This window comes from Megalodesulfovibrio paquesii, from assembly GCF_054653055.1.
Genome location: NZ_BAAIGQ010000003.1, coordinates 81,094 through 99,047 on the forward strand (window position 1 = coordinate 81,094; position 17,954 = coordinate 99,047).

Annotated in this window: 16 protein-coding genes; 14 read left to right on the forward strand and 2 right to left on the reverse strand. The window is 63.9% G+C overall.

The window, feature by feature from the left end:
• Positions 1 to 20 precede the first annotated feature (20 nt).
• From ACYQ00_RS02560 to ACYQ00_RS02600, 9 genes are all read left to right on the forward strand, one after another.
• The gene (locus tag ACYQ00_RS02560) at positions 21 to 2,153 is read left to right on the forward strand and encodes a sigma 54-interacting transcriptional regulator (RefSeq protein ID WP_460030648.1); all 2,133 of its coding nucleotides are present in this window, start codon (positions 21 to 23) and stop codon (positions 2,151 to 2,153) included.
• 97 nt (positions 2,154 to 2,250) lie between these two features.
• Entirely contained in the window at positions 2,251 to 2,451 is a 201-nt protein-coding gene (locus tag ACYQ00_RS02565) for a hypothetical protein (RefSeq protein WP_460030649.1), read from the forward strand.
• A gap of 16 nt (positions 2,452 to 2,467) precedes the next feature.
• Complete coding sequence (locus ACYQ00_RS02570) at positions 2,468 to 3,622, forward strand: iron-containing alcohol dehydrogenase (protein ID WP_460030650.1); 1,155 nt, start codon at positions 2,468 to 2,470, stop codon at positions 3,620 to 3,622.
• 114 nt (positions 3,623 to 3,736) lie between these two features.
• On the forward strand, positions 3,737 to 4,516 hold the full coding sequence (locus ACYQ00_RS02575) for an N-acyl homoserine lactonase family protein (RefSeq protein ID WP_460030651.1): 780 nt from the start codon (positions 3,737 to 3,739) through the stop codon (positions 4,514 to 4,516).
• A gap of 81 nt (positions 4,517 to 4,597) precedes the next feature.
• A complete protein-coding gene (locus tag ACYQ00_RS02580) occupies positions 4,598 to 6,052 on the forward strand; it encodes an NAD-dependent succinate-semialdehyde dehydrogenase (RefSeq protein ID WP_460030652.1) in 1,455 nt (484 codons plus the stop codon).
• A 73-nt stretch (positions 6,053 to 6,125) separates the two neighbouring features.
• A complete protein-coding gene (locus ACYQ00_RS02585; RefSeq protein ID WP_460030653.1) occupies positions 6,126 to 6,905 on the forward strand; it encodes a FadR/GntR family transcriptional regulator in 780 nt (259 codons plus the stop codon).
• A 132-nt stretch (positions 6,906 to 7,037) separates the two neighbouring features.
• The gene (gene betA / locus ACYQ00_RS02590) at positions 7,038 to 8,717 is read left to right on the forward strand and encodes a choline dehydrogenase (protein WP_460030654.1); all 1,680 of its coding nucleotides are present in this window, start codon (positions 7,038 to 7,040) and stop codon (positions 8,715 to 8,717) included.
• 9 nt (positions 8,718 to 8,726) lie between these two features.
• A complete protein-coding gene (locus tag ACYQ00_RS02595; RefSeq protein ID WP_460030655.1) occupies positions 8,727 to 10,205 on the forward strand; it encodes an aldehyde dehydrogenase family protein in 1,479 nt (492 codons plus the stop codon).
• 71 nt (positions 10,206 to 10,276) lie between these two features.
• Positions 10,277 to 11,218 (forward strand): ABC transporter substrate-binding protein, encoded by a 942-nt coding sequence (locus tag ACYQ00_RS02600; protein ID WP_460030656.1) that lies wholly within the window; start codon positions 10,277 to 10,279, stop codon positions 11,216 to 11,218.
• A gap of 71 nt (positions 11,219 to 11,289) precedes the next feature.
• On the opposite strand, the gene ACYQ00_RS02605 is transcribed toward ACYQ00_RS02600, so the two are convergent.
• Both ACYQ00_RS02605 and ACYQ00_RS02610 read right to left on the reverse strand, forming a co-directional pair.
• On the reverse strand, positions 11,290 to 11,739 hold the full coding sequence (locus tag ACYQ00_RS02605; protein WP_460030657.1) for a CGGC domain-containing protein: 450 nt from the start codon (positions 11,737 to 11,739) through the stop codon (positions 11,290 to 11,292).
• A 94-nt stretch (positions 11,740 to 11,833) separates the two neighbouring features.
• Positions 11,834 to 12,445 (reverse strand): TetR/AcrR family transcriptional regulator, encoded by a 612-nt coding sequence (locus tag ACYQ00_RS02610; protein WP_460030658.1) that lies wholly within the window; start codon positions 12,443 to 12,445, stop codon positions 11,834 to 11,836.
• 670 nt (positions 12,446 to 13,115) lie between these two features.
• On the opposite strand from ACYQ00_RS02610, the gene ACYQ00_RS02615 reads away from it, so the two are divergent.
• From ACYQ00_RS02615 to ACYQ00_RS02635, 5 genes are all read left to right on the forward strand, one after another.
• Complete coding sequence (locus tag ACYQ00_RS02615) at positions 13,116 to 14,171, forward strand: TRAP transporter substrate-binding protein (protein WP_460030659.1); 1,056 nt, start codon at positions 13,116 to 13,118, stop codon at positions 14,169 to 14,171.
• 77 nt (positions 14,172 to 14,248) lie between these two features.
• Positions 14,249 to 14,761: a TRAP transporter small permease subunit gene (locus ACYQ00_RS02620; RefSeq protein ID WP_460030660.1), complete on the forward strand. Its 513-nt coding sequence runs from the start codon at positions 14,249 to 14,251 to the stop codon at positions 14,759 to 14,761.
• Entirely contained in the window at positions 14,758 to 16,080 is a 1,323-nt protein-coding gene (locus ACYQ00_RS02625) for a TRAP transporter large permease (RefSeq protein WP_460030661.1), read from the forward strand. The genes ACYQ00_RS02620 and ACYQ00_RS02625 overlap by 4 nt, the downstream gene beginning before the upstream one ends.
• A 62-nt stretch (positions 16,081 to 16,142) precedes the next feature.
• A complete protein-coding gene (locus tag ACYQ00_RS02630; protein ID WP_460030662.1) occupies positions 16,143 to 17,504 on the forward strand; it encodes an ethanolamine ammonia-lyase subunit EutB in 1,362 nt (453 codons plus the stop codon).
• A 12-nt stretch (positions 17,505 to 17,516) separates the two neighbouring features.
• A partial coding sequence (locus ACYQ00_RS02635) for an ethanolamine ammonia-lyase light chain EutC (protein ID WP_460030663.1) occupies positions 17,517 to 17,954 on the forward strand: 438 nt, incomplete at its 3' end.

Below are 17,954 nucleotides of genomic sequence, written 5' to 3' on the forward strand. Positions count from 1 at the left end.
CCGGCACGCGAGGGCGGGTTATGAAAGTCCACGATATCATGCAGCAAAGCGCGCATTTTCTGCGCCAGGACGACACCCTGCGCGCAGCGGCCGCGCTGTTTCGCATGAACGGCGTGGGTGGCGCGCAGGTGCTGGGCGAATCCGGCTTTCCCGAGACCATCTTTACCAGCGATGACCTCATCCGCGCCCTGGCCGGCGGGGCCAACCTTTCGGACCCCGTCTCCAGCCACGCCCATCTGCACATCTGCGCCGTGCAGCCGGACACGCCCGTGGACGAAATCGCCTGGTACGAGAACCGGTTTCTGGCCGTGGTGGACAGCCTGAACCGGATCATGGGCTGCGTGGACCCGGCCAGCCTGCGACCCGGCCCGGCGCCGGATCCCGCGCACGACGCCGACCCCTGGGCCGGCATCCTGACCCGGTTCCCCGAACCCCTGCTCCTGTGCAGCCACGCCGGGCTGCTGCACTGGCTGAACGACGCCGCCCGGCTGGTGCTGGGCGAGGAGGGCCGCCCCGGCGTGCCCCTGCGGCAGGCCCTGGCCGCTGCCGGCTTCCGCGTGGAGGATGATCCCGTGGACCCCGCCGCCGTGGCCCTGGCCGTGCGCGATGATTCCCGCTACCTGGCCCTGCGCTGGCCCGTGCCCGATCCCCTGCGGCCCCGGGCCGTGCCGCAGCAGGCGGACGCCTGCCAGATGCTCTGGCTGCGCGATGTGAACGACCGCCACGCCGTGCTCGGCAAGCTGCGCAGCCTGCGCGACCTTTCCCGCGAGCTGCGTTCCATCATCGATTCCTCCTTTGACGGCATCTTCATCACCGACGGCCAAGGCGTCGCCCTGCAGGTCAACCGGGCGTACGAACGTATCACCGGCATCCGGGCCGCGGAGGTCGTGGGCCGCAACATGCGCGATCTGGTCCGCGAAGGTTTTTACGACCAGTCCGTGACCCTGCTCGTCCTCGATTCCCTCAACACCGAAACCATCATCCAGAAAGTCAAAACCGGCAAAACCATCGTGGTGACCGGCAATCCCATTCTGGACGAGAAGGGCGCGCTCTGGCGCGTGGTGACCAACGTGCGCGACGTCACCGAGCTGCAGCGCCTGCAGGAGGAGCTGGAAAAGATCAGCGCCCTGCGCGACCGCTATCGCATGGAACTGGATTCCTTGCGTAAACGCATCGATCAGGACGGCCGCATCGTGGTCCGCTCCAAGCGCATGCGCGATGTGTATGAGCAGGCCCTGCGTCTGGCCCAGGTGGATTCCACCGTGCTTATTCTCGGCGAATCCGGCGTGGGCAAGGAGGTGGTGGCCAGCCTGATTCACGAGCACAGCGCCCGCAGTGACAAGCCCTTCGTCAAGATCAGCTGCGCGGCCATCCCGGAGGCGCTGCTGGAATCCGAGCTGTTCGGCTACGTGCAGGGCGCGTTCACCGGTGCGCGACGGGCCGGCAAGCCCGGCGTCTTCGAGCTGGCCCACCACGGCACGCTCTTTCTGGATGAGATTGGCGAGCTGCCCCTGCCCCTGCAGGCCAAGCTCCTGCGCGCCCTGCAGGAGCGGGCCGTGCTGCGGCTGGGGGAGGTCCGGCCCACGCCCGTGGACGTGCGGATCATGGCCGCCACCAACCGGGACCTGGAAGCCATGATGCGCCAGCGGCTCTTCCGCGGCGACCTGTACTACCGCTTAAGCGTGGTGCCCCTGCTGGTGCCGCCCCTGCGCGAGCGGCGCGAGGCCGTCTTTGACTTCATTTACCGCTTTCTCAGCCAGTTCAATCGCAAATACGGCCTCAGCCGGCAGATCGATCCCGAGGCCTGCGATTTCCTGGCCGGCTGTGACTGGCCGGGCAACGTCCGCCAGCTGGAAAACACCATGGAACGTCTGGTGGTCCTCAGCCAGGGCGATGTGATCAGCCGGGAGGCCGCGGCCCAGGCCCTGGCCTCCAGCAGTTCCGGCGCCGGCCCCCAGGGAGACGGCGCTGGCCCGGCAGGCGTATCCGGCTCCCTCGGCAGCTTGCAGGCGGTGCTGGAACAGGCGGAGCGCGAGGCCATCCGCCAGGCCCTGGCCGAGCACGGCTCCACCCGCAAGGCCGCCCGGGCTCTGGGGGTGAACCAGTCCACCATCGTCCGCAAGGCCCGTCGCTATGGCTTGTCAGTGACCTGATGCGTTGCGGCATCAGGTGATGCCTTACGGCATCATCATTGAACCATCCTGATTTGTGCTGTTCTGTTAATCAGTTTTGCCTTTCTCCTATGGATTGATGCTGCTGCGCATCGCTCCTCTTCATCCCTCCGCTTGCGTCCGTGTTGGCATTGCTGCTTCAACACATGAAGATCTTGACGCTTTTTTCGAGCTGCGCCCCATTTCCTCTCCTGGCACGGAAGTTGATTTCTTCTCTCCTGACGGCGGCTTCCGGCGCTGGAGCCTGCAGGCCGCCGGCTTGTTTCCTCTCACCGTTTGACCTGGAGGCATGCAACATGCGTCAGGAGATTTTCGCCACCACCCCGCGGGTTGTGCTGGGTGTTGGGACCCTGGGCCGGGTGGGCGAGGAGGTCCGCCGCCTGGGTGGCACATCTGTGCTGGTGGTAACGGACCCGGGCGTGGCGGCGTCGGGCATGGTAGAGCGGCTGGAAGGGCTGCTGGCCAAGGCCGGTCTGACCGTGGCCCGTTTTGACAAGGTGGAGGCCGATCCACGCTATGAAATTGTCGAGGACGGCCTGGCCGCCCTGCGCGAGGCCAAGGCCGATGTGGTCGTGGGCATCGGCGGCGGTTCGTCCCTGGACATGGCCAAGATCGTCGCCGTGATGGCCACCAACGCCGGGCCCGTGGGCAACTACTTCGGCATCGACCTCATCCCCTCGCCGGGCCTGAAAACCATCCTCATCCCCACCACCGCCGGCACGGGCAGTGAGGTGACGCCCATCGTCATCCTGTCGGATCATCAGGAGAAACTGAAAAAAGGCATCGTCAGCCCATATCTCTTCCCGAGCGTGGCGTTGCTGGATCCGGAACTGACCATCGGCCTGCCGCCCAAGGTCACCGCGGCCACGGGCATGGACGCCCTGATCCACGCCCTGGAGGCCTACACTTCCATCAACGCCACCCCCACCACGGACATGCTGGCCCGCGAGGCCATCCGGCTTATCCATGGCAACATCCGGGCCGCCTATGCCAAAGGGGACAACCTCCCGGCCCGCGAAGCCATGCTGCGCGGCGCCATGCTGGCCGGCATGGCCTTTGCCAATGCCGGGGTCACGGCCGTGCATGCCTTTGCCTATCCCATTGGCGCGGAATTCCACATCCCGCACGGCATTGCCAACACCATCATGCTGGTGCCGGTGATGCGCTACAATCAAATCGGCAATCCCGAGCGCTTTGCCGAACTGGCCGTGCTGCTGGGCCAGCCCGTGGAGGGACTGAGCCTGCGGCAGGCCGCGGCCAGGGCCGTCTCCGCCCTCATCGAGCTGGCCGAGGATCTAAACGTGCCCCAACACCTGAGCGCCTACGGCGTCACCGAAGCGCACGTCCCGGCCCTGGCCGCGGCGGTAATGCTGGTGACCCGCCTGCTGGCCAACAACCCCCGCACCCTTACCCAGGAGGACGCCGCCGTCATTTATCGCCAGGCCCTGTGAGCCTGCCCCGCAGTGCCGGCCCTGTGCACTGCCGACGTGCCGTCGTGAGCATCCCTTCGACCCTTCGACCATTCGACCGTTCGGCCATGCGCCAATCTCCTGCGGAGGAAGATCATGAAAATGTACATGTTCGAGGCCGGAATTCTGAAGAGCCAGCAGCATTTCTTCACCCTCAACAAGGGGGTGGGCGCGGCCTTTGACGTGCCCGTGCCCTTTACGCTCATCGACCATCCCAAAGGGAAAGTTCTTTTCGATACCGGCAACGCCTATGAAACCATCCATGACAAGCAGGCCCACTGGGGCGGCATCCTGGCGGCTTATGACCCGGTGATGACCGAGGACCAGTGGTGCGTGAACGCCATTCGCAAGGTGGGCTGCGCCCCCGAAGACATCAAATACGTCATCCTTTCCCATCTGCACCTGGACCATGCCGGCTGCGTGGGGCACTTTCCCAATGCCCAATACGTGGTCCAGCGCGATGAGCTGCACTTTGCCTACGTTCCGGACCCCTACATGAAAGCCGCCTATATCCGCAAAGATTTTGACAAAGACGTCCCCTGGCTCATCCTTGAGGGCTGGAAGGACGACGGCTTTGACCTCTACGGCGACGGCGCCATCACCGTGCACTTCACCCCCGGCCACACGCCCGGGCATCAGTCCGTGCTGGTCGATCTCAAGAACACCGGCCCGGTGTTCCTGGCTGCGGACTCCTGTTACACCACGGACAATCTGGACAACGGCATCCTCCCCGGCCTGATGTGGAACGCCGGGGAAACCGTGCGCAGCGTGAACCGCATGCGGCACCTGCAGGCCGCCAAAGGTGTGACCGTGATGACCGGGCACGATCCCGTGGCCTGGAAGTCCATCCGACAGGCGCCGGAATACTACGATTAACCACCGCGCCGGGGCTGCCCTTCCCGCGGAAAGGGCAGCCCCGGCGCACCCGCCATACCCCTTGCGGAAAAAGGATGTACCATGCTGGAGTTGAAGAATACGCAGCTGTTCAAGGAAGCCTGTCTGGTCAATGGCCAATGGGTTGCGGCCGCCAGCGGCGAGGTTGCGGCCGTGACCAACCCTGCCACCGGCGCGCAGGTGGGCCGCGTGCCGCAGCTCACAGAGGCGGAGCTGTACGGGGTGATTGCCGCCGCCGATGCCGCCTGGCGGCCATGGGCGGCCCTGGCCGCCCCGCAGCGCGCCGCCGTGCTGGAACGCTGGCACGCCGCCATCGTGGCCAATGCCGATGACCTGGCCGCCATCATCACCGCCGAGCAGGGCAAGCCCCTGGCTGAGGCGCGGGGCGAGATCCTCTATGCCGCCTCGTTCATCAAATGGTTCGCCGAGGAAGCCCGTCGGGTATACGGTGACATCATCCCCGCGCCCACGGCAGACAAGCGGCTGCTGGTCCTCAAGCAGCCCGTGGGCGTGTGCGCGGCCATCACGCCCTGGAACTTCCCGGCGGCCATGATCACCCGCAAGGCCGGCCCGGCCCTGGCCGCGGGCTGCGCCATGATCGTCCGTCCGGCGGCCAAAACCCCGTTCACCGCCCTGGCCCTGGCCGAACTGGCCGTGCAGGCCGGGGTACCGGCCGGCGTGCTGCAGGTGGTCACGGGCTCGTCCAGGGTCATCGGCAAGGCGCTCACGGCAAGCCCCGTGGTGCGCAAGCTCTCCTTTACCGGTTCCACGGAAGTGGGCCGGACCCTCATGGCCCAATGCGCAGCCACGGTAAAGCGGATCTCCCTGGAGCTGGGCGGCAACGCGCCCTTTATTGTGTTTGATGACGCCAACCTGGAAGACGCCGTGGCCGGCGCCATCGCCTCCAAGTACCGCAACGCCGGGCAAACCTGCGTCTGCGCCAACCGGCTGTACGTGCAGGCCGGCATTCACGATGCCTTTGCCACCCGTCTGGCCGAGGCCGTGGCCGCCATGCCCGTGGGCCCCGGCACCCAGCCCGGCGTGCTCATTGGTCCGCTCATCGACACCACGGCCATGGAAAAGGTCGAAGCCCACATCAAGGACGCCGTGGACAAGGGCGCCAGGGTGGTGCTTGGCGGCAAACGGCACGCCCTGGGCGGCCAATTCTTCGAACCGACCATCCTCTCCGGCGTCACCAGGGAGATGCGCGTGGCCCGCGAGGAAACCTTCGGGCCCCTGGCGCCGATCTTCCGCTTTGAGACCGAGGCCGAAGCCATTGCTCAGGCCAACGATACGGAATACGGGCTGGCGGCCTACTTCTATACCGAAAACGCCCGCCGGGCCTGGCGCGTGGCCGAGGCCCTGGAATACGGCCTCGTGGGCCACAACACCGGCCTCGTCTCCAACGAGGTGGCCCCCTTTGGTGGCTTCAAACAGTCCGGTCTCGGACGGGAGGGCTCCAAATACGGGATGGATGAATACCTGGAGATCAAATACGTCTGCTCGCACATCGGGTAACCAGGAGGTTGCGCATGGGGCAGGAAGAAAAAGAGCTTGACCGGCAATGGTCCGACCATTATGCTCCCTCCCCATGCGTCCCTTCCAGACAGAACTCCTCTTCACCCCCGTGCAGGTTGGCCGGGCCAGCCAGGATGTGGCCCTGCAGATTGAAGCCGCCATCATCGAGGGGCGGATTCTGCCCGGCCAGGGCCTGCCCAGCGAGCGGGAGTTGCAGCTGCAGTTCAAGGCCAGCCGGGGCGTCATCCGCGAGGCGTTGCGCGCCCTGACCCAGAAGGGCCTGCTGGAGATTCGCAAGGGCGCCAGGGGCGGGGCCTACGTCAAACAGGTGGAGGTGGCCCAGGTTAGCGAATCCCTGGCCCTGTTCCTCAAGCAGCACCCGTTTGACCCCAGCTGCCTGATTGAATTCCGCGAAAGCATCGACCGCAGCATCACCACCCTGGCCCTGGCCAGGGCCACGACGCAGGAGCGCGACACCCTGGTGACCCTGGCCGGGCGGCTGGCTGCGGAGCTGCGCGCGCCCGTGCCGGATCTGGATGCCGTGGGCGAGATTGACCGTCAGCTGAACCTGCTGCTGGCGCACATGGCCCGCAATCCTATTTTCGAATGGATCATGGCCGCCCTGCAGGCCGGCTTCAGCTCCCACGACTACCGGCTTTACGAGGCTCCCGAGTACCGCGAACCCACGGCCGCCAACTGGTGCGACACCGCCCGGGCCATTGCGGACAACGAGCCCCTGCAGGCCCTGGCCTGCATCAGCCGCCATTACCTGCTGCTGGCCCGCTGTGTGCGCGAACACGCCGCCAGGCCGGCTGCGGATCTTGCGTCCGACACCGAGCAGTTGCGCGCCTAGCGTTCAATTTGGTCGGACCAATATACGCCGCGCCGGGTTCCCCGGCCGCGGCGGCGGCCACGCCCGCAACCGTGGCGGGCCGGCCGCATCTTATTCACGAATCATTGATTCAAGCCACGCACGAGGGGTGTCATGCCCACGCAGTACGATTTCCTCATTGTCGGCGGCGGCTCGGCGGGCAGTGTCCTGGCCAACCGCCTGAGCGCCAACCCCGAACACAAGGTCCTGGTGCTGGAAGCCGGCCGCCCGGATTACCGGCTGGATTTCCGCATCCACATGCCCGCAGCCCTCACCTATCCCCTGGCCGGCCGGTTTTACAACTGGTGGTACGAGTCCGAGCCTGAGCCGTTCATGCACAACCGCCGCGTTTATCAGCCCCGCGGCAAGGTGCTGGGCGGTTCCAGCTGCATCAACGGCATGATCCACATCCGCGGCAACGCCATGGACTATGAAAAATGGGCGGCCAACGATCCCGGCCTGGCTGCCTGGGATTACGCCCACTGCCTGCCCTACTTTCGGCGCTTCGAATACCGCCTCAAGGGCGCGGACGAATACCAGGGGCCGGCCGGCCCGCTGTACCTAACCACCCCGGACTGCGCCAATCCGCTCTTTGACGCCTTCTTCAAGGCCGTGCAGGAAGCCGGCTACCCCCTCACGGACGACGTCAACGGCTATCAGCAGGAAGGTTTTGGCCGCTTCGACCGGGCCACCTACCGCGGCCGCCGCTGGAATGCGGCCCGGGCCTATGTGCATCCGGTGAAGAACCGCCGCAACCTGCGGGTGGCCCTGCGGGCCCAGGCCACGCGGATTCTGTTTGAAGGGACGCGGGCTGTGGGCGTGGAATACGCCGTCTGGCGGCCTCTTTCCAAAACACCCGTCCTCAAGCGCGCATACGCCAGGGAAATCATCTGCTGCGGCGGGGCCATCAACTCCCCGCAGCTCCTGCAGCTTTCCGGCGTGGGCCGGGCCGAGGACCTGCGCGCCCTGGGCCTGGGCGTGGTGCACGACCTGCCCGGCGTGGGCGAGAATCTGCAGGATCATCTGGAAGTGTACGTCCAATACCAGTGCAAGGAGCCCGTCAGCCTGTTTCCGGCCCTCAAGTGGCAGAACCAGCCGCTCATCGGGCTGGACTGGCTCTTCCGCGGCAAGGGCGTGGGGGCGAGCAATCACTTTGAGGCCGGCGGCTTCATCCGCAGCAACGAGCAGGTCCCCTACCCCAACCTGCAGTACCACTTCCTGCCCATCGCCATCCGGTACGATGGATCCGTGGCCAACCAGGGGCACGGCTACCAGGTGCATGTCGGGCCCATGAATACCGACGTGCGCGGCCATGTGCGGCTCAAGTCCGCCGATCCCCTGGCCTATCCGGCCATCCAGTTCAACTACCTTTCCACGGAGCAGGAGCGGCGCGACTGGGTGGACGCCATCCGCTGCACCCGGCGGATCATGACCCAGCCGGCCTTTGACCGCTTCCGCGGCGAGGAGCTGGCTCCCGGCCCGCAGGTGGAGACGGATGAACAGATCCTCGACTTCGTGGCCCGCGAGGGGGAAAGCGCCTACCACCCCAGCTGCACCTGCAAGATGGGCACGGATCCCATGGCCGTGGTCGATGCGCAGTTGCGCGTGCATGGCCTCAGTGGTCTGCGGGTGGTGGATGCCTCCATCATGCCCTCCATCACCAACGGCAATATTTACGCCCCGGTGATGATGCTCGCCGAAAAGGCCGCGGATTATATCCTGGGCAACACCCCCCTGGCCCCGGCGGCCTCGCCCTACTATCGCCACTCCAACACCGTTGCGGAATCCGCCTGAGGAGTACCCATGCGCACGCTCAAAAACTGCATCAACGGCGTCTGGCAGGAAGCCCAATCCGGCGCCGTGCGCGAGATCATCAATCCTTTTGACCAGACTGTCATCGCCCTGGCTGCGGAAAGCGACCGGGACGAGACAAGGGCCGCCATCGCCGCGGCCCGCGAGGCCTTTGACCATGGTCCCTGGCCCCACACCCCCGGCCCCGAGCGCGGGGCCAGGGTGCTGGAACTGGCCCGTCTGGTCCGCACCCATGCCGAGGAGCTGGCCCTGCTGGAAACCCTGGACACGGGCAAGACCCTGGAGGAAAGCCGCTGGGACATGGCCGACATTGCCGATATCTTCACCTATTTCGGTAGTCTGGCCTTTGCTGGCGAAGATGGCGAGATCATCGCCTCGCCCAAGCCCTACAGCGCAAGCCGGGTGGTCCGCGAGCCCGTCGGCGTCTGCGCGCAGATCTCGCCCTGGAACTACCCCCTGTTGCAGGCATCCTGGAAGATGGCCCCGGCCCTGGCCGCCGGCTGCACCATCGTCATGAAACCCAGTGAAATCACCCCTCTGACCACCACGCGCATCACCGAACTGGCCCTGGAGGCCGGCTTCCCCGAGGGCGTGGTCAATCTGGTCCTCGGGCCGGGGCCGGAGGTGGGGGCCGAGATGGCCGAAAGTCCGGATGTGGATTTCGTCTCTTTCACCGGTGGCATCGTCACCGGCAAGAGCATTCTTCGAGCTGCGGCGGACAACGTCAAGAAGGTGGCCCTGGAGCTGGGGGGCAAGAATCCGAACATCATTTTTGCCGACGCCAACTTTGACGTGGCCCTGGATTACGCCCTGAACGCCGTGTTCTTCCATGCCGGGCAGATCTGCTCGGCCGGGGCGCGGCTGATGGTGGAGGCCCCCATTCACGACCGTTTTGTGGAGGCCCTGGCCGAGCGCATGCGGCGCATCAGGCTCGGCAGCGGCATGGAGCCCGGCACCCAGATGGGCCCGCTGATTTCCACCGCGCACCGGGACAAGGTGGAACGCTACGTGGCCATTGCCCGGGAAGAAGGCGCGCGGCTGGTCTTGGGCGGCAGGCGTCCCGAGGCCCCCTCGCTGCAGCAGGGGTTTTTCTACGAACCAACTCTGTTCACCCACTGCGAGCAGGCCATGCGCGTGGTGCAGGAGGAGGTCTTCGGCCCGGTGATCACCGTGGAACGCTTCGAGACCGAAGCCGAGGTGGTGGCCAGGGCCAATGACACCATCTACGGCCTTTCCGCCGGATTCTGGACTCGCGATCCCGACCGCATCCACCGCGTTTCCAAGGCCCTGCGGTTTGGCACAGTCTGGATCAACGATTTCAACGTCTATTTCACCCAGGCGCCCTGGGGCGGCTACAAGCAAAGCGGCATGGGCCGCGAGCTGGGCCGGCTGGGCTATGAGGAATACACCGAAGTCAAACACATCTACCAGAATCACGCCCCCTCCCCGGTGCAGTGGTTCGGCGTCTGATTCCCCGCCGATACCGTGCCGTCCCTGCCGTGCCGGGGGCCGCGCGCGACCATATAACCAAGGAGCGTTTCATGCGTAAGATCCTGTTGTTGTGCGTGGTTGCCGCCTCGCTAGTGCTGGGGGGCGCGCAGCTGGCCGCGGCCACGTCCGAAATACGCTTTGCCAGCGTCAGCTGGACCGGCGTGACCGTGAAAACCGAACTGGCCGTGAAAATCCTGCAGGTCCTTGGCTATAAGGCCAGCAACACCATGCTGGCCCTGCCCGTGGTCTACAAGGCCCTGGACATGAACGAGGCCGACGTCTTCATGGGCAACTGGATGCCCTCCATGACCTCCGTGGCCCAGCCGCTCTTTGACAAGGGCAGCGTCCTCCAGTTGGTGGCCAACATGCCCGGCGCGCAATACACCCTGGCCGCGCCTTCCTATGTGGTGGACGGAGGGCTCAAGGACTTTGCCGACCTGGCCAAATACGGCGACAAGCTCGGCTGGAAAATCTACGGCATTGAGGAAGGCAACGACGGCAACGAAATCATCCTGAACATGATTAAACAGAACCTGTTCGGCATGGGCAAATTCGAGCTGGTGCCCTCCAGCGAGGCCGGCATGCTCCTGCAGGTACAGGACTTCGTCAAGCAGAAGCAGTGGGTGGTCTTCCTGGGCTGGACCCCACATTACATGAATGAAATCATCGAGATGAAATACCTGACCGGCAGCACGGCCGATACCTTTGGCGAAAACGACGGCATGGCCACCGTGTTCACCAACGTGCGCAAGGGCTTTCCCGAAGCCCGGCCGAATGTGACGAACTTCTTGAAAAACTTGACCTTCCCCATAGAGATGATGAACCAGATCATGGCCGCCATGCACGAGAACAAGGACCTCAGCCACCTGGGCGCCGGCCTGGCCTGGCTCAAGCAACACCCCGAGCGCCTCAAGGCCTGGCTCAACGGCGTCACCACCGCAGACGGCAAGCCGGCCCTGCCTGTGATAACCGCCTGGCTCGCCAGACAGTAGCCACCTCTCCACCATAGCGCACACAAGGGGACGCCTGTTCTTGGAACGGCGCCCCCTTGATGTTTGAAGGCTTAGCCCTGCAACTCACGCCGAATCGCCTGCCCCATCTGCTGCACGGTCATGCCGGGCCGGGTCAGTTCGTCATGTACCATGGTTTCCAGACGCGCCATAATCCGCTCTGGCAAAGGTGCGTGAGTTCCGCGGACCACGGCCACCTCGGGGTGCGCCGCCTTGATGGCGGACTCGTATTTCGCGACAAAGGGGCACCACTTGGTCATGCAGCTCGATAAATGAATGGCCTGCACCCCAGAGGCCGTCAGGGCGCTGACCCGGCGCAGAATCTTGTCGTGCCCGTCCCGGCCGGGACAGCCGGCACAGTTTATGACCCCGGCAATGCGCACTTCGTCGCCGTAGGCTGCAAAGGTGCCGCCTTTTTCGTAGGCCGCGTGAAAACATGCCGAACTGCTGCAGCCAATGTCCTGCGAGGTGTTGGAGCAGGTCAGAATACCGATGAAAGTCATGGTCGTTTTCTCCTTGTTTGTAGTAGACCGGTCGTCTATGATTCAGTTCAAAAAAAAGCCGCTGGCGTGCGCCTGAGGCCGGCCTTGGGAACAATCAGCCAGAGGCCGGCTCCGCGCTACGGCGGGCAAGCCACGCAAAGGCGGTGTGCAGAAAGATTTCCAGGGGACCGTCATCCCCGGTGACCTTCATGCAGGTCAGCGTCCCCTGCCAGCTGGCGAAGAGAAAGCGGGCGGCCTCAACGCTGTCCAGACTGGGATCGATCTCTCCGAGTTGCTGGCCTTCGGCGATGAGGCCGGCCAGCCAGCTGACCCGGTGTTCAAAGCCGGCGGCAATGCGCAGGCGGAAGGGTTCGGAGAGGTCGGCCATCTCCTGGGCCAGATTTCCCACGGGACAACCGAGGCGATAGCCGTTCAGGGCAAATTCGTCGCGCAGGCCCTCAAAGAGCCTGCGCAGCCGCATGAGGGGCGGAAGAGAGGGGACGTCAGCCAGGGAGTGGAACTTCCTGCGCAGCAACTCGCCCTGGTAGTCCAGGACAGCCAGGCCCAGGGCCTCCTTGCTTGGGAAGTGATGATAAAAAGAGCCCTTGGGAACATGGACCGCTTCCAGTATTTCCTTGAGCCCGGTCCCCTGGAACCCCTTGCGGTGCATGATGGCGGCGGCGGCAGCCAGGATGCGCTCCCTGGTGCCTTCGTTGCCTGCAGGCATGGACCTTGGCTGCGGGTGTGGTAGCATGGCTATTGACTAGACCGGTCGTCTCTTGAAGTCAAGGTCCCTCAGCACCGTTCCAGACGCAGCCACCCACCACGGGCAGCCCTTTTGGCTGCCGTCCCCGCCAAGGGACACTGTCCGGCGCAGTCCAAAGCGTGAGTTTCCGTTTTTGGCAGAAACGTCACCACAGCGGAGGGAGGCACCCTCGCCCTGTCAGGACTGGCGGGAGCTGCGCTGGCGGCAGCGTTCGGATATTTCCCAGGTATTGCACATTTTTTTAAGCATGCTCGGGGCATGCCCCAGCTTGGCAGGATCGAGGCCGCCGTGTATTCTGAATGATTTCGAGAGAGTTTCTATGCTACAAAATTGGCAAAGCCTTTTCCGCGCCACGCGGCTCAAGGCGAATTTTTTTGCCAAATTTGTCACTGAAAACCCGCCGCCTGCTGCACCAATCCGTTGACATCGTTAAATATCACATCTTTTTTTTCAGGCATGCGACTTGCTTGTACGCTCTCGCCCCATGCAAGCCCTTGGTGCCCTGCTTCGGGCCGGCCAGCTGTATCCGGCGCAGAAACAGTCTGGTGTCAAAGACTGCGTGTCGGGCAACACAACGTTGTCAAACGTTGCGCTGACGCGCTCAACATAACCGCATCACTATAAGGAGTGGATGATGGAAAGACGTGATTTTATTAAAAAAGCTGGCATAGGCGCCACTGCCGCCGCAGCTGCCACCGTGGTCAATGCGCCGTTCGTGCATGCCCAGTCCAAGACCACCATCAAGTGGCGGCTGCAGACCTATGCCGGCCCGGCCCTGGCCGAACACGTCATCAAGCCCTCCATCGATGCGTTCAACAAAGCCGCCAAGGGCGAGATGGTCATTGAGCTGTACAATGCCGACCAGCTCGTGCCCACCAGCGAACTCTTCCGCGCCATGCAGCGCGGCACCATCGACGCCGTGCAGAGCGATGACGACTCCATCGGCGCGCCCGTGGATGTTTCCGTCTTTGCGGCCTATTTCCCCTTTGCCACCCGGTATTCCCTGGACGTGCCCACCCTCTTCAACAACTACGGGCTCAAGGAAATCTGGGAAGAAGCCTACAAGGAAGTGGAAGGCGTGACCTGGCTTGGCGCTGGCGCCTGGGACCCCTGCAACTTTGCCACCCGCATGCCCATCCGCAGCATTGAGGATCTCAAGGGCAAGCGCGTGTACACCTTCCCCACGGGCGGCCGGTTCCTGCAGCGCTTTGGCGTGGTGCCCGTGACCCTGCCGTATGAAGATGTGCAGGTGGCCTTGCAGACTGGCGAACTCGACGGCGTGTGCTGGTCCGGCATTACGGAGTGCTACACCGTGGGCTGGGCGGACGTGACCAAATATTACCTCACCAACAACATTTCCGGCGCCTGGGCGGGCTCCTACTTTGCCAATTCCGAAAAGTGGAACGCCCTGCCCGAGCATCTCAAGACCCTCTTCAACCTCTGCATGGACAGCTCCAACTACTACCGCCTGCATTGGTACTGGTGGGGCGAGGCCCATTACCGCACCACTGGTGGCAAGCTGGAACTGACCTCCATCCCGGACGCCGAATGGGCCACCGTGGAAGCGGAAGCCTTCAAGTTCTGGGATGAAATTGCCGCCAAGAGCGCCCGCAGCGCCAAGATTGTGGGCATTCTCAAGCAATATGCGGAAGTCATGCGCAAGGCCGGCAAGCCGTACCGCTACTAACCACCACTGATGCCGGGCGGCCTCCTGCTGTTTTTTTGCATGGGGCCGCCATTACTGTTTTTTTGAGGAGGCTTGCCTTGTCACCCGCCATTCGTGCCTACGTGCGTTTTGTGGACAAGCTCAACACCATCGTCGGTAAATTTTCCATGCTGCTCGTGTTTCTGATGATGGGCATTCTGTTGTGCGAGACCATTTCGCGGGCGTTTTTCAATGCGCCGCATATCTGGACCATGGAATCGGCACAATACACCATGGCCGCGTACTTTATGCTCGGCGGGGGCTTCTCCCTGCTGCAGCGTGCGCACGTGCGCATGGACGTGTTGTACAGCCGGTGGTTCACCAAAACAAAAGCCAAGGTGGATAGATTCACCATCTGGTGCATGATTTTTTATCTCATCGTCCTCTTGTACGGCGGCATTTCCAGCACGGCCTATTCCCTGGAATACGGCCAGCACAGCCGCACTGCCTGGGCCCCCCCCCTGGCGCCCATTAAAATTGTCATGTGCATCGGGATTGTGCTGATGCTCCTGCAGGCCATTGCCACCTTCTTCAAGGACATGGCCAAAGTGCGCGGCGAGGAATTGAAATGAGCTACGAAATAATCGCCCTGATGATGTTTTCCTCCCTCGTGATGCTGCTGATCACGGGGCAGCGCTTCTTTGGCGCCGTGGGCTTTGTGGCCGCGGTGGCCTCCCTGCTGCTCTGGGGCGACGGCGGGGCGGAAATGCCCTTCAATGCCTCCATCGTGCTGTTGAACTGGTACCCGCTCATCACCCTGCCATTGTTTGTCTTCATGGGCTACATCATGTCCGAATCCGGCATTGCCAGCGATTTGTACAAGATGTTCCATGTGTTCATGGGGCCCATCCCCGGCGGGCTGGCCCTGGGGACCATTGTGCTTATGGTGGCCATCTCGGCCATGAATGGCCTTTCCGTGGCCGGCATGGCCATTGGCAGCAGCATTGCCCTGCCGGAAATGCTCAAGCGCGGCTACGACAAGCGCATGATCTCCGGCGTGATCCAGGCCGGCAGCTCCCTGGGCATCATGATCCCGCCCAGCATCGTCCTGGTGCTGTACGGCATGATTGCCCGCCAGCCCGTGGGGCAGCTCTGGCTGGCTGGCGTGTTTCCCGGGCTGCTGCTGGCCGCGCTGTTTGCCTTGTACATCGTCATCCGCTGCAAGCTGAATCCCAAGATGGGCCCGCCCCTGGCCGCGGAAGAACGCCAGATTCCCCTGAAAGACAAGCTCAAGCTGCTGCCGGCCGGCATCCTGCCACTGTTCATCATCTTTTCCGTCACTGGCCTGTTCATGATGGGCTACACGAACCTGGTGGAAAGCTCGGCCGTGGGCGCGGCTGCAGCCATGATTGCCGCGGCCTGCAAGCGCCGGCTGAACAAAAAAGTGATGCAGGAATCCCTCATGAACACGCTGAGCGTCAGCTGTATGTTCATGTGGATCATCATGGCCGCCCTGAGCTTTGGCGCGGTGTTCGATGGCCTGGGCGCGGTGAACGCCATCAAGTCCATCTTCCTGGAGCAGTGGGGCCTCTCGCCCTGGGGCGTGCTGATCATGATGCAGATTTCCTACATCATCATGGGCATGTTCCTGGATGATACGGCCATGCTGGTCATCGTGGCGCCGTTGTACATCCCGCTGATCATCTCCCTGGGCTTCAACCCGGTCTGGTACGGCGTGCTGTACACCATCACCTGCCAGATCGCCTACATGACCCCGCCCTTTGGCTACAACCTCTTCCTGATGAAAGCCATGGCCCCGCCGGAAATCTCGCTGGTGGACATTTACGCGTCCATCGTGCCAATGGTCATCGTCATGACCCTCGGCCTGGCGCTGATTATGATCTTCCCGGAAATCGCCACCTGGCTGCCCGACGTGTATTACGCCAAGTAACGACCCGACCACACCGGCCGGGGGATGGCAACCCCTCCCCCGGCCACACCCCACACCTGCCCATGACCACCACTCCCCGCCCCTCGCTCAAGGAACTCATGGCCAAGGCCACCCCCCTGCGCTCCGGGGACGTGCTGGCCGGCGTTGCCGCAGCCTCTGAAGAGGAACGCATCCGCGCCCAGATGGCCCTGGCCGACGTGCCCCTGACCCGCTTTCTCGAGGAATGCCTCATCCCCTATGAGGAAGACGAAGTCACCCGGCTGATCATCGACACCCATGATGCCGCCGCCTTTGCGCCAGTCCGCTCCTTTACCGTGGGGCAGCTGCGGGACTGGCTGCTGACCGAAGCCGCGGATGCCGACACCCTGGCCGCCCTGGCCCCGGGGCTGACGCCGGAAATGGTGGCCGCAGTGAGCAAGCTCATGCGGGTGCAGGATCTCATCCTCGTGGCCTCCAAGTGCCGCGTGATCACGAAATTTCGCAATACCATCGGCCTGCCCGGCACCTTTTCCGTGCGCCTGCAGCCCAATCATCCCACGGATGACCTCAAGGGCGTGGCCGCCTCCACCCTGGACGGCCTGTGCTATGGCTGCGGCGACGCCGTCATCGGCATCAACCCGGCCACGGATAGTCTGGACAATATCATCCGCCTGTCCGAACTGTTTGACGGGCTGATTCACCGTTTCGGCATCCCCACCCAAAGCTGCGTGCTGACCCATGTGACCACCACCGTGGAGGCCATCAACCGCGGCGCGCCCGTGGATCTGTGCTTCCAGTCCATTGCCGGCACGGAAAAGGCCAACGCCAGCTTCGGCATCTCCCTGGCCCTGCTGCAGGAAGGGCTGGAGGCCACACGCTCCCTCAAGCGCGGCACCTTGGGCGACAATGTCATGTATTTTGAGACTGGCCAGGGCAGCGCGCTCTCGGCCGGGGCGCATCACGGGGTGGATCAACAGACCCTGGAAGTCCGCGCGTATGCCGTGGCCCGGCGATTCGAACCGCTGCTGGTGAATACGGTCGTTGGCTTTATTGGCCCGGAATATCTGTACAACGGCAAGCAGATATTGCGCGCCGGGCTGGAGGACCACTGCTGCGGCAAACTCCTGGGCCTGCCCATGGGCTGCGACGTCTGCTACACCAACCACGCCGAGGCCGACCAGGACGACATGGACGCCCTGCTGACCCTTCTGGCCACCGCAGGCTGCACCTACATCATGGGCATTCCCGGTGCGGATGACATCATGCTCAATTACCAGTCCACTTCCTTTCACGATGCCGCATACATCCGCCGGCTGCTCGGCCTCAGGCCCGCGCCGGAATTCGCGGCCTGGCTGGAATCCGTGGGCGTGTTTGACGAACAGGGACTGCTGCTGCCCGTGGGCGCCTCGAACCGCCTGCTGGCCATTTCCGATGGCCTCAACTGACCGGAGCGCCGCATGGTCCAGACCAAATCCCCCTCCCCTGCCCCTGGTTCTCGCACAAGCTCTGGCGTGGTTTTTGATCCCTGGGACGGGCTCAGGCAGTTCACGGACGCGCGCATCGCCCTGGGCCGCTGCGGGGCCAGCCTGCCCCTGGCCGAGACCCTGCGTTTCAAGCTGGACCATGCCCGGGCCCGCGATGCGGTGCTCACGCCCTTTCGCAGCCAGGAGATTCTTGCCGCGCTCCTCGCTGCCGGCATTCCCTGCCTCGAACTGCACTCCGCCGTGGCCGATCGCAGTGAGTATCTGACCCGGCCGGACAAGGGCCGCGCCCTCAGCCACACCTCCCGCGACCTGCTGGAGGCCCGGCGCGAACAGTGCGACCTCTCCCTGACCATTGCCGACGGGCTCTCCTCCCTGGCCATTCACGAAAACGCGGTGCCCTTTGCCAGGATG